This window comes from Iamia sp. SCSIO 61187, from assembly GCF_019443745.1.
In the GTDB taxonomy this organism is placed as follows: Bacteria; Actinomycetota; Acidimicrobiia; order Acidimicrobiales; family Iamiaceae; genus Iamia.
In genome coordinates, this window is sequence record NZ_CP050948.1 from 702,058 (window position 1) to 714,959 (window position 12,902).

Below are 12,902 nucleotides of genomic sequence, written 5' to 3' on the forward strand. Positions count from 1 at the left end.
TCCACCTCTCTCTCATCGCACAAGAACACACCTATGCCTGCCGGACGCGGCGGGGAAAGGACCTCTAGCTGATGCTGGATGTCAACGACTTCGACCAGCTGAAGATCGGTCTCGCCACCGCGGACTCCATCCGCACGTGGTCCAACGGCGAGGTCAAGAAGCCCGAGACCATCAACTACCGCACGCTCAAGCCGGAGAAGGACGGGCTCTTCTGCGAGAAGATCTTCGGTCCGACCAAGGACTGGGAGTGCTACTGCGGCAAGTACAAGCGGGTCCGGTTCAAGGGCATCATCTGCGAGCGCTGCGGCGTCGAGGTCACCCGCTCCAAGGTCCGGCGCGAGCGCATGGGCCACATCGAGCTGGCCGCCCCGACCGTCCACATCTGGTACCTCCGCGGCACCCGGTCGTGGCTGGCCTACCTGCTGATGGGCACCGAGGTCCGTGAGGAGCTCAAGGCCAAGCAGCTGGAGAAGGTCATCTACTTCGCCGCCAACCTCGTGACCTGGGTCGACGAGGAGCGCCGCCACGAGGACCTGCCGAACCTCGAGGCCGAGAAGAACATCGAGAAGGACGAGCTGGCCCAGAAGCGCGACCTCGAGCTGGCCCAGATGCTCGAGGACCACGAGAAGGCCATCGCCGAGCTGGAGAAGGAGGGGGCCAAGGACGCCGACCTCAAGACCCGGACCAAGGCCTTCGAGAAGGACCAGGCGATCGTCCGCGAGCAGTACGACGTGGAGCTCGAGACCCTCGACCGGGCCTTCGACGAGTTCTCCAAGATGTTCGCCCGCCAGATCATCGACGACGAGATGCTGTGGCGCGAGCTGGTCTACCGCTACGGGGACTACTTCGAGGGCGGCATGGGCGCCGATGCCATCAAGCAGCTCATCGACCGCATCGACTTCGACGTCGAGGAGGTCAAGCTCCGCGAGGCGCTCGACCCCGAGGAGGGCCGCAAGCCCCTGTCGGCCCAGCGCAAGCAGAAGGCCGTCAAGCGCCTGAAGATCGTCGCCGCCTTCAACCGCCGCGACGAGCACGGCCGCCGGATCAACAACCCCGGCGCCATGATCCTCGACGTCGTCCCGGTGATCCCGCCGGAGCTGCGGCCCATGGTCCAGCTCGACGGTGGCCGCTTCGCCACCTCGGACCTCAACGACCTGTACCGCCGGGTCATCAACCGGAACAACCGGCTCAAGCGCCTCCTCGACCTCGGTGCCCCCGAGATCATCGTGAACAACGAGAAGCGCATGCTGCAGGAGGCCGTCGACGCCCTGTTCGACAACGGCCGCCGCGGCCGGCCCGTCACCGGCCCGGGCAACCGCCCGCTGAAGTCGCTCTCCGACATGCTCAAGGGCAAGCAGGGCCGGTTCCGCCAGAACCTGCTCGGCAAGCGCGTCGACTACTCCGGCCGTTCGGTCATCGTGGTCGGCCCGACCCTGAAGCTGCACCAGTGCGGCCTGCCCAAGATCATGGCCCTCGAGCTGTTCAAGCCGTTCGTCATGAAGAAGCTGGTCGACGCCGAGCTGGCCCAGAACATCAAGTCGGCCAAGCGCATGGTCGAGCGGCGCCGCCCGCAGGTCTGGGACGTGCTCGAGGAGGCCATCAAGGAGCACCCGGTCATGCTGAACCGGGCCCCCACGCTGCACCGCCTCGGCATCCAGGCCTTCGAGCCCGTGCTGGTCGAGGGCAAGGCCATCCAGATCCACCCCCTGGTGTGCACCGCCTTCAACGCCGACTTCGACGGCGACCAGATGGCCGTCCACCTGCCCCTGTCGTCGGAGGCCCAGGCCGAGGCGCGGGTGCTCATGCTGTCGGCCAACAACGTGCTGTCGCCCGCCCACGGCCGGCCGCTCGTCACCCCGACCCAGGACCTCATCATCGGTGGCTACTACCTCACCGAGAAGGTCGAGGGGGCGCTCGGCGAGGGCCGCGTGTTCCGCCACCTGCACGAGGTCGAGCGGGCCTACGAGGACGGCCACGTCAGCCTCCACGCCCCGATCACCCTCCGGACCGTCACCGAGTCCGAGGACGGCGAGCGCGTCGTCGATGACCTGGAGACCACCCCCGGTCGCCTGATCTTCAACGACGCCCTGCCCCGCCCCGAGCAGGCCCTGCTCGACCCCGAGGGCAACCCGCTGGCCCAGATCGCCTACATCAACCAGCGCGTCGACAAGAAGGTCATGGGCCAGATCGTCGACGACCTCGCCCACGGGTACCCCAAGGCGGTCGTGGCCGAGAGCCTCGATGCCATCAAGAACCTCTGCTACCGGTTCGCCTCCAAGTCCGGGATCACCATCTCGGTCGACGACGTGAAGACCCCCGAGAGCAAGGCCGGCATCCTCGAGGCCCACGAGGTCCGGGCGCAGAAGGTCGAGGACCAGTTCCGCAAGGGCATCATCACCGACGGCGAGCGGCGGCAGAAGGAGGTCGAGATCTGGACCGCGGCCACCGACGAGGTGCGCCGTGACATGGAGGTCGGCCTCCGCGAGGAGCAGTTCAACCCCATCGAGATGATGGTCGGCTCCGGTGCTCGAGGGAACATGATGCAGGTCCGCCAGATCGCGGGCATGCGTGGCCTGGTGGCCAACCCCCGTGGCGACATGATCCCCCGCCCGATCAAGTCGAACTTCCGCGAGGGCCTGGCGATGCTCGAGTACTTCATCGCCACCCCCGGCGCCCGCAAGGGCCTCGTCGACACCGCCCTCCGCACCGCCGACTCGGGCTACCTCACCCGGCGCCTGGTCGACGTGGCCCAGGAGCTCATCATCAACGACGAGGACCCGTTCACCCGGGCCGAGGCCACCGGCACGCCGGTGATGGGCATCTGGCTGGAGGACGTCTACCCCGACACCCCGGCCAAGCGGACCCACCTCGAGACCCGCCTGTTCAGCCGGGTCCTGGCCGCCGACGTCACCCTCTCCGACGGGTCGGTCATCCCGGCCGGCACCACCGTCATGGAGCGGGAGATGGAGCGCATCCGCGACGACGAGGGCGTCACCCGCGTCCGCGTCCTCTCGCCCCTCACCGACGACTCCGTCACCGGCGTCTCGGCCCTCTCCTACGGGATGTCCCTCGCCACCGGCCGGGCCATCGAGGTGGGCGAGGCGGTCGGCGTCATCGCCGCCCAGTCCATCGGCGAGCCCGGCACCCAGCTGACCATGCGGACCTTCCACACCGGCGGCGTCGCCACCGGCGGCGGCGACATCGCCGGCGGTCTGCCCCGCGTCGTGGAGCTGTTCGAGGCCCGCAGCCCGAAGGGCAAGGCCACCCTGGCCCGCACCTCGGGTGTGGTCCGCGTCGGCGACGACGAGGGCAAGGGCCGGGTCATCACCATCGTCGGCGACGACGGCACCGAAGAGGTCCACACCGTCCCGATGCAGGCCCGTCTGGCCGTCGAGGAGGGCCAGGAGGTCAAGGCCGGCGACGACATCGTCCCCGGCCCCCGCGACCCCAAGGAGCTGCTGGAGATCAAGGGCCTGCGCGAGACGCAGCGCTACCTGGTCGAGCAGGTCCAGAAGGTCTACCGGGACCAGGGCGTGTCGATCCACGACAAGCACATCGAGCTGATCGTCCGGCAGATGACCCGCCGCGTCGCCATCTCGGACCCCGGTGACTCGGAGTTCCTGCCCGACGAGCGGGTCGACCGCAAGACCTTCCGGGACACCAACCGCGTCCTGGTCGAGGAGGGCAAGCAGCCGGCCGAGGCCCGTGACGAGATCATGGGCATCACCAAGGCCAGCCTGGCGACCGACTCGTGGCTGTCGGCCGCCTCCTTCCAGGAGACGACCCGGGTGCTCACCGAGGCCGCCATCGAGTCCCGCTCGGACTCGCTGCTCGGCCTGAAGGAGAACATCATCATCGGCAAGCTCATCCCCGCCGGGACGGGCATGCCGCAGTACCGGGACGTGAGCACCCACGCTCCCGAGTACGAGCCGATGGCGTTCTACTCCTCCGACGGTGGCGAGGGCTTCGGCGACGAGGACTTCGACGCCAGCTCGTACCTGGCGAGCATCTCGGGCTCGCTCCGGGGTGAGGCCACCGTGGCCGGCGACGGCCCCGAGCTGACCGCCGTCCCCGACGAGGGCGCCGCCAGCTAGCACTCCCGACGAACCCGGCACGGAAGCGCACCGCAGAGGTGCACCTCCGTGCCGGGTTCGTCGCGCGTGGGGTCCGGACGGGTGCCGGGTTCGTCGCGTCCGGGCTACCGGGCCCGGAGCACGCCCTCGTTGTAGTCGTGGTACTGGCCGAACACGGCCCGGTGCTGGTCGAGGATCCGGCGCTCGACGCCGAACAGGTGGGCCAGCAGGGCGGCCCGCACCCACATCCCGTTGCGGGCCTGCTCGAAGTAGGTGGCCCGGGGGTCGGCGTCGACCTCGAAGGGGATCTCGGTGTTCCGGGGGAACGGGTGGAGGATGGGGGCGTAGGCCCGCATCCGGCGGGCCCGCTCGGCGGTGAGCTGGAAGTCGGACCAGTCCACCTCGGGGCCGTCGGCGGCGTCGTGCTCGTGCTGCACCCGGGTCATGTAGACGAGGTCCGCGTCGGCGAGCACGTCGTCGATGCGGGTGTGCTCGAACACCTCGGCCCCGGCGCGGGTCAGGCGGTCCTTCAGCTCGGTCGACAGGCGGAGCCCGTCGACGTCGGGGGCGACGAAGTGGAGCTGCACGTCGGGGTGGTGGGCGAGGAGGATGGCGAGCGACCGGACCGTCCGGCCCCGGCCGATGTCGCCCACGAAGGCGAAGCGCTTGCCGGGGATGCCCCGGCGGAGCGTCGGGTGGTCCTGGCGCAGCTCCTCGTACCAGGTGCGCTTGGAGGAGTCGGTGGGGGACCGGAAGGTGAAGGCCCGCTCGATCGTGTACATGTCGAGCAGGGCCTGGGTGGGGTGCTCGTCGGCGCCGGACCCGCCGTTGACGATCGGGATGTCCCGGTCGTCGTTCATCATGTAGGCGCAGGCCTCGGCGAAGCGGGGCGTGCGGTCCCGCATCACGATCACGTCGAAGTACGAGCTGAACATGCGGACCGAGTCCAGGGGCGACTCGCCCTTGTACTCCGAGGAGATCTTGGGGTCCCGGATGTCGGCGTAGGAGATCCCCAGCGTCTGGCACGCGGCGACGAACGACAGGAACGTCCGGGTCGACGTCTGGGTGAAGTAGAGCATCGCCTTCTTGTGGCGCAGCAGGTCCTGCAGGAAGCGGGCGCCGTCCTCGTCCGAGGACAGGTCGTGCACGGCGTCGGCGGTGGCGAACAGCTCGCCCATCAGCTCCGCCGACAGCTGCTCGGAGAAGATCAGGTGCTTCAGTCGCCCGTTGGAGACCAGGTCGGGGATCTTCCTCCGGATCGGGCGCTCGATGCGGGATTCGTACGGCGACAGATCCATGCCGGCACTGTAGGAGACGCCGTCCCGCCGCCTGCCGGCCCGCCCCGGCGCCGGGGAGGGGGTTGCGCCCATGGCGTACTGTGGGCGGGGTGACGGCGGTGGGCACTGTCCCAGTCGTCGGGGGAGACCGACGCGAGGCGCGCCGCCTGGCGCGTCGAGCCGCGCTGCTGGGCGCGGCCATGGGCATCGTGGCACGCGAGGGCACCGCCGGGCTCACCATGCAGGCGGTGGCCGACCGGGTCGGCTGCTCGGTGGGCACCGTCTACACCCACTTCTCCTCCAAGGGCGTCCTGGTCGCGGACCTCCAGGACGTGGCCGTCCGCCGGATCGTCCGCTCGTTCGTCGCCGTCCGCAGCCGGAGCCACGACGAGCTGGCGGCCCGGGCCGCCACGTCCCGCGACGTGGCCGCCGCCGACCTGGTCCTCTTCGGGGAGTTCTTCGTCGCCGCCTGGGACGCCTTCCCCGAGGAGTCCCACCTCCTCCTCTCGGTGCTCTCCGAGCGGGAGGCCGTCGCCGTGCCCGAGGTCGAGCAGGCCACCAGCTCGGCCATGACCCTGCTGGGGATGGGCCACGAGGTCGTCGCCGCCGCCGCGGCCGCCGACGTCATCACCGACGGACCGGTCATGGACCGGGTCATCGTGGCCGCGTCGGCGCTGCTCGGCGTCCTGCTCACCGACCACCTCCGCCACCTCGACGGCGACGCCTTCGACCACCGGCGGCTCACCCGCACCGCCTGGAGCGACCTCGTCCGGGGGTGGGGGATGGGCCCGGCGGACCACACCTGGGCCACCGACCACGTCCGTCGCCTGGCCGCGACCGGGCCGATCGCCCCCGACCCGGACTGACGGAGCCCGCCCCGGATCGCCTCCGCCCCTGCTGACCGGAGTTGATGGTCGGAGGGGTGCGCCCGTAGCATGGTCAGCCGGCCCAGGGGCGGATCGTCCCGGGCTCCACTCGCCTGCGCATCCGAGGTCGACGCGTGCTCCCCACCCTGCCGCCGTGCGGCGCTGACAAGGAAGTCTGAACCATGCCCCGCAAGGGTCCCGCGCCCCGCCGTGAGCTCACGCCCGATCCCGTCCACCACTCCGTGCTGGTCACCCAGCTGGTGAACAAGATCATGCAGCGCGGCAAGCGCTCGCTGGCCGAGCGCATCGTGTACGACGCGCTGGGCATCGTCGAGAGCAAGTCCGGCACCGACGACGTGCTCGGTGTCGTCAAGAAGGCCATCGACAACATCCGACCGTCGCTCGAGGTCAAGAGCCGCCGCGTCGGTGGCGCCACCTACCAGGTGCCGATCGAGGTCCGGCCCCGCCGGGCCACCGCCCTCGCCATCCGCTGGCTCGTCGGCTACGCCCGCCAGCGCCGCGAGAAGACCATGTCCGAGCGCCTCGCCAACGAGATCCTCGATGCCTCCAACGGCATCGGCGCGGCCGTGAAGCGCCGCGAGGACATGCACAAGATGGCCGAGTCGAACAAGGCGTTCGCCCACTACCGCTGGTAGGCCCCTGACGACCGGGGGTCACCCCGGCCAGCGTGCGACCGGGCCCGGCTCAGCCGCCGCCCGGTCGTCGCATGTCCGGCCCCGGCCCGCGACAACCCACCGCTCCCTGAACCCGCTCACCCGAGCACCCAGCCCTACGAACTGAGAAGAAGATGGCGAAGACCGCCCCCCTCGATCGCTACCGCAACATCGGGATCATGGCCCACATCGACGCGGGCAAGACGACCACGACCGAGCGGATCCTCTACTACACCGGCAAGAGCTACAAGATCGGTGAGGTCCACGAGGGCGGCGCGGTCATGGACCACATGGCCCAGGAGCAAGAGCGCGGCATCACCATCACCTCGGCCGCCACCACCACCTTCTGGCGCGACCACCGCATCAACATCATCGACACGCCCGGCCACGTCGACTTCACCGTCGAGGTCGAGCGCTCCCTGCGCGTCCTCGACGGGGCCGTCGCCGTGTTCGACGGCGTCGCCGGCGTCGAGCCCCAGACCGAGACCGTCTGGAAGCAGGCCGACAAGTACCGCGTCCCGCGGATGTGCTTCGTCAACAAGCTCGACCGCCTGGGCGCCGACTTCTTCAAGGCGGCCGACTCCATCGTCGACCGCCTCGGCGCCACCACCGCCATCCTCCAGCTCCCGATCGGCAGCGAGGGCAACTTCTCCGGCATCGTCGACCTGGTCGAGATGAAGGCGATCCAGTGGAAGGGCGACGACAAGGACTCGCCCTACGAGGCCGTCGACATCCCGGCCGACCTCCAGGACCAGGCCGACCAGTACCGCGAAGAGCTGATGGACGTCCTGTCGAACTACGACGACGCCCTCATGGAGAAGATCCTCGACGAGGCCGAGATCCCGCCCTCGGAGATCCGCGCCGTCATCCGCAACGCCACGATCAACGACGGCCTCGTCCCCGTGCTGCTCGGCTCGGCGTTCAAGAACAAGGGCGTCCAGCAGCTGCTCGACGCCGTCGTCGACTACCTGCCGTCGCCGCTCGAGACCCCGCCGGTCGAGGGCATGTCGCCCAAGGGCAACGAGGAGGTCGTGCGCAAGCCGTCGGCCGACGAGCCCTTCGCCGCCCTGGCCTTCAAGATCGTGGCCGACCCCCACGGCAAGCTGACCTACTTCCGCGTCTACTCCGGCTCGCTGGAGAAGGGCGGCACCGTCCTCAACACCCGCACCTCCAAGAAGGAGCGGGTGGGCCGGCTGCTGCTCATGCACGCCAACAACCGCGAGGACCTCGACAGCGTCGGCGTGGGCGACATCGTCGCCGGCATCGGCTTCAAGGACACCCGCACCGGCGACACCCTGTGCGACGAGAAGGCCCCGGTCATCCTCGAGAGCCTCGAGTTCCCCGAGCCCGTGATCCACGTCGCCGTCGAGCCCAAGACCAAGGCCGACCAGGACAAGATGGGCAAGGCCCTCTACTCGCTCTCCGAGGAGGACCCGACCTTCCAGGTCCGCTCCGACGAGGAGACCGGCGAGACCGTCATCTCCGGCATGGGCGAGCTGCACCTCGAGGTGCTGGTCGACCGCATGCTGCGGGAGTTCAGCGTCGACGCCACCGTCGGCAAGCCGCAGGTCGCCTACCGCGAGACCATCACCGAGAACACCGGCAAGGTCGTCTACCGGCACGTCAAGCAGACCGGTGGCTCGGGCCAGTTCGCCCACATCGTCATCGAGCTCGAGCCCACCGGCCCCGGTGGCGGCTACCAGTTCGAGGACAAGATCACCGGCGGCCGCATCCCCAAGGAGTTCATCCCCTCGGTCGATGCCGGCATGCAGGCGGCCATGACCACCGGCGTGCTCGCCGGGTTCCCGACCGTCGACGTCCGGGCCCGCCTGGTCGACGGCTCGGCCCACGACGTCGACTCCTCGGAGATGGCGTTCAAGATCGCCGGCACCATGGGGTTCCGCGAGGCGGCCCGCAAGGCCAAGCCCGTCCTGCTCGAGCCGATCATGTCGGTCGAGGTCGTCACCCCCGAGGACTACATGGGCGACGTCATCGGCGACCTGTCCTCCCGTCGAGGGAAGATCGGCGGCATGGAGCAGCGCGGCAACAGCCAGGTGGTCAACGCCACCGTGCCCCTGTCGGAGATGTTCGGTTACGCTACCGACCTGCGTTCGCGGACCCAGGGTCGGGCCACGTACACGATGCAGTTCGACTCGTACCAGCAGACGCCGGCTTCCGTCCAGGAAGAGATCGTCAAGCGCATCCGGGGCGAGTAGCCCCCGCACGTCCCGTACCTGCAAGTCCACTGTCAAGACACCTGAGGAAAGAACGAGAATGGCCAAGGAGAAGTTCGACCGGTCCAAGCCGCACCTGAACATCGGGACGATGGGTCACATCGACCACGGCAAGACCACCCTCACTGCGGCGATCACCAAGACGTTGCACGAGGCCGACCCGACCACGGCCTTCACCCCGTTCGACATGATCGACAAGGCTCCTGAGGAGCGTCAGCGGGGGATCACGATCAACATCTCGCATGTGGAGTACGAGACGGCGAACCGTCACTACGCCCATGTCGACATGCCGGGTCACGCTGACTACATCAAGAACATGATCACCGGTGCGGCTCAGGTCGACGGGGCGATCTTGGTGGTGGCGGCGACCGATGGTCCGATGCCCCAGACCCGGGAGCACGTGCTGTTGGCCCGTCAGGTCGGGGTGCCCTCGATCGTGGTGGCGTTGAACAAGGTCGACATGGTCGATGACGAGGAGCTGTTGGAGCTCGTCGACATGGAGGTCCGTGAGCTGTTGACCGAGTACGAGTTCCCCGGTGATGACACTCCGGTGGTCCGGGTCTCGGCGCTCAAGGCCCTCGAGGGCGATGCTGATGCGGCTGCTCAGGTGATGGAGCTGATGGACGCGGTCGACAGCTTCGTGCCCGAGCCGACCCGTGACATCGACAAGCCGTTCTTGATGCCGATCGAGGATGTGTTCTCGATCACCGGGCGTGGGACGGTGGTGACCGGCAAGGTCGAGCAGGGGGCGATCCACACCGGTGACGAGATCGAGATCGTCGGGATCCGTGACACCCAGAAGACGACCTGCACCGGGGTGGAGATGTTCCGCAAGCTCCTCGACCAGGGCCAGGCCGGTGACAACATCGGCGCTCTGTTGCGGGGCACGAAGAAGGAAGACGTCGAGCGGGGTCAGGTCCTGGCCAAGCCGGGCAGCATCACGCCGCACTCGGACTTCGAGGGCGAGGTGTACGTGCTGACCAAGGACGAGGGCGGCCGGCACAAGCCGTTCTTCAACAACTACCGGCCCCAGTTCTTCTTCCGGACCACCGACATCACCGGCACCATCACCTTGCCGGAGGGGACCGAGATGGCCATGCCCGGCGACAACACCTCCATGAGCGTCGAGCTCATCCACCCCATCGCCATGGAAGAGGGCCTCCGCTTCGCCATCCGCGAGGGTGGACGCACCGTCGGCTCCGGCCGCGTCACCAAGATCACCAAGTAGAGCTGAGACCCCACACATGGCCGACTCCCAGAAGATCCGGATCCGCCTCAAGGCGTACGACCACGAGATCATCGACCAGTCCACCAAGAAGATCGTCGAGACGGTGCTCCGCACCCAGGCGACCGTCCGTGGACCGGTGCCCCTCCCGACCGAGAAGCACCGCTACACCGTGATCCGTTCGCCCCACAAGTACAAGGACTCCCGGGAGCACTTCGAGATGCGCATCCACAAGCGCCTCCTCGACATCCTCGAGCCCTCGCCGAAGACCGTCGACTCCCTCCAGCGGCTCGAGCTGCCGGCGGGCGTCGACATCGAGATCAAGATCCAGACGGCGTAGCCGGGATCGGAAGGCCAGCACCATGCCCACCACGAACCAGCTCATCCGCAAGCCGCGGAAGGCCCGTCGCAAGAAGAGCAAGACCCCGGCCCTGTCGGGGCACCCCCAGCTCCGCGGCGTGTGCACCCGCGTCACCACGGTGACGCCCCGCAAGCCCAACTCGGCCCTCCGCAAGGTGGCCCGGGTGCGGCTCAGCACCGGCCAGACGGTCACCGCCTACATCCCCGGCGAGGGCCACAACCTGCAGGAGCACTCCATGGTGCTCATCCAGGGCGCCCGCCGCTGGGACCTCTCGGGTGTGAACTACAAGATCATCCGGGGCGCCCTCGACGCCAACGCCGTGCCCAACCGGGCCAACGCCCGCAGCCGCTACGGCACCAAGAAGGGCTAGCCCCTCTCTCGTCGGAGATCTCGCTCCGCTCGATCTCCTCCTCGAGCAGCACGATGAAGGCCTGCCTCCGGGCGGGCCTTCGTCGCGTCCGGGCCACCCTGCCTCAGCCGGCGATCGGGGGCCCGGACGACCTGCCCGACGGTCGAGTGGTCGAGTGCGACGACGCCGACACCGTCGCGGGACCGGCGGCGGGGGCCGCCCCCCGACGCCCGGGAGCGCCGGATCCGACTCTGGTTCGGGAGCGGGCCGATCAGTCCCTGAGGCCGAGGGCCCGGACCGCCCGGAGCGTGTCGGCGTCGGCCGGGTCCTTGTCCGGGCGGTAGCGGACGAGGCGGGCGAACCGGAGGGCGACGCCACCGGCGTAGCGGGTCGACCGCTGGACCCCGTCGACCGCCACCTCGACCACCAGCTCGGGTCGCACGTGCACGATGTGCGCCTCGTCGGTGCGCTCGTCGCCGGTGGCGATCGCCTGGAGGGCCTGCGTCTGCCACGCCAGCACCTCGTCGGTCATGCCCTTGAACGTCTTGCCCACCATGACGAGGCCGGCGTCGCCCTCGCCGCGGGCGCCGAGGTGGAGGTTCGAGAGCCAGCCCCGGCGCCGGCCGTGGCCCCACTCGGCGGCCAGCACGACGAGGTCCAGGGTGTGGACCGGCTTCACCTTGCGCCACGCCTTGCCCCGGCGGCCGGCCTCGTACGGCGTCGACGCCCCCTTCACGACCACCCCCTCATGCCCGGCGGCCAGGGCGTCGTCGAGGACGGCAGCGGCGGCGGCCGGGTCCGACGTGCGGGTGCCCGGGATCTGCCACTCGCCGGCCACCTCGGCCAAGGCCGCCCGTCGCTCGTGGAGGGGGGCGTCGACCAGGTCGGTTCCGTCGCGGTGGACGAGGTCGAAGAACCAGGGCCGGACCGCGGTCGGAGCCGGCCCACCCTCGGCCCCGATCCGGCTGGCGGTGTCCTGGAACAGGACCGGGCGCAGGGCCTCGTCGACCACCAGGGCCTCGCCGTCGAGGACCAGGCGGTCCGCCGGGAGGGCGCGCACCAGGGCGATCACCTCGGGCAGGCGCCCCGTGATCTCGTTGAGGTTGCGGGTCCAGACCCGCACGTCGTCGCCGTCCCGGTGGACCTGGATGCGGATGCCGTCCAGCTTCCAGTCGACCACCGCGTCGCCCAGGTCCTCGACGGCACCGGCGACCGACTCGGCGGTGGAGGCGAGCATCGGCTGCACCGGGCGCCCCAGCTCCAGGCCCACGGCGGCGAGGCCGTCGGCCCCGGCGGTGAGGGCGACGTGGGCGATGGCGGGCAGGTCGCCGCCGAGCATGGCCGCCCGGCGCACCACCGGGGTCGGCACCTCGGCCGCCCGGGCCACGGCGTCGGCCATCACCCCGGCCAGGGCGCCCTGTCGCAGCTCGCCCCCGACCAGGCCGAAGAGGAACGCGGCCTCGTCGTCCGTGGCCCGCCCCAGCAGGTCCGCCAGGAGGCGCCGCCGCTCGGTTCCGGACCCGGTGCCCCCGAGCCCGGCCAGGGCGGTCAGGACGGCGTCGACCTCGAGCACCGTGAGCGTGGGCCCGTCGGCCGGCGGCTGGGCCGCCGCCTGGAGGGTCCGCCAGCCGACGCCGATCCGCCCCTGGAGCGGCGCCCCGGTGAGGAACCCGACGGCGACGGCGATCTCGTCGGGCCGGAGCTCGCGGAGCAGCGCGGCGATGGCGTCGCGCTTGGCCGTGCGGGACGACGTGGCGGCCACGGTGGCCGACGTGGCCACCACGGCGGCGAACGGGGTGGGGGTGGCGACGTCGAGCGACACCCCGTCAGTGTGGCCGGTCAC

Annotated in this window: 9 protein-coding genes; 7 read left to right on the forward strand and 2 right to left on the reverse strand. The window is 69.9% G+C overall.

The annotated features are described in order from the left end of the window. The first annotated feature begins 71 nt into the window (after nt 1–71). Entirely contained in the window at nt 72–4,094 is a 4,023-nt protein-coding gene (locus HC251_RS03325; RefSeq protein ID WP_219943904.1) for a DNA-directed RNA polymerase subunit beta', read from the forward strand. 104 nt (nt 4,095–4,198) lie between these two features. Here the strand turns inward: HC251_RS03325 and HC251_RS03330 are convergent, their stop codons facing one another. Then, nucleotides 4,199–5,371 (reverse strand): aspartate carbamoyltransferase, encoded by a 1,173-nt coding sequence (locus tag HC251_RS03330; RefSeq protein WP_219943905.1) that lies wholly within the window; start codon nt 5,369–5,371, stop codon nt 4,199–4,201. Nucleotides 5,372–5,469: 98 nt separating this feature from the next. Here HC251_RS03330 and HC251_RS03335 point away from each other — a divergent pair, with 98 nt between their 5' ends. The 6 genes from HC251_RS03335 (at nt 5,470) to rpsL (ending at nt 11,080) form a co-directional block, all read left to right on the forward strand. Beyond that, the gene (locus tag HC251_RS03335; protein ID WP_255566588.1) at nt 5,470–6,216 is read left to right on the forward strand and encodes a TetR/AcrR family transcriptional regulator; all 747 of its coding nucleotides are present in this window, start codon (nt 5,470–5,472) and stop codon (nt 6,214–6,216) included. Between the two features lie 182 nt (nt 6,217–6,398). Next, on the forward strand, nt 6,399–6,872 hold the full coding sequence (gene rpsG, locus HC251_RS03340; RefSeq protein WP_219943907.1) for a 30S ribosomal protein S7: 474 nt from the start codon (nt 6,399–6,401) through the stop codon (nt 6,870–6,872). A gap of 152 nt (nt 6,873–7,024) precedes the next feature. Next, complete coding sequence (fusA, locus tag HC251_RS03345) at nt 7,025–9,106, forward strand: elongation factor G (RefSeq protein WP_219943908.1); 2,082 nt, start codon at nt 7,025–7,027, stop codon at nt 9,104–9,106. A 58-nt stretch (nt 9,107–9,164) separates the two neighbouring features. Beyond that, nucleotides 9,165–10,352, forward strand: coding sequence for an elongation factor Tu (gene tuf, locus HC251_RS03350; RefSeq protein ID WP_219942698.1), 1,188 nt, complete (start codon nt 9,165–9,167; stop codon nt 10,350–10,352). Between the two features lie 16 nt (nt 10,353–10,368). Then, nucleotides 10,369–10,689, forward strand: coding sequence for a 30S ribosomal protein S10 (rpsJ, locus tag HC251_RS03355; protein ID WP_219943909.1), 321 nt, complete (start codon nt 10,369–10,371; stop codon nt 10,687–10,689). Nucleotides 10,690–10,711: 22 nt separating this feature from the next. After that, nucleotides 10,712–11,080, forward strand: coding sequence for a 30S ribosomal protein S12 (rpsL, locus tag HC251_RS03360; RefSeq protein WP_219943910.1), 369 nt, complete (start codon nt 10,712–10,714; stop codon nt 11,078–11,080). A 250-nt stretch (nt 11,081–11,330) separates the two neighbouring features. Here rpsL and HC251_RS03365 read toward each other — a convergent pair whose 3' ends face one another. Then, nucleotides 11,331–12,881: an ATP-dependent DNA ligase gene (locus HC251_RS03365; RefSeq protein ID WP_219943911.1), complete on the reverse strand. Its 1,551-nt coding sequence runs from the start codon at nt 12,879–12,881 to the stop codon at nt 11,331–11,333. Nucleotides 12,882–12,902 lie beyond the last annotated feature (21 nt).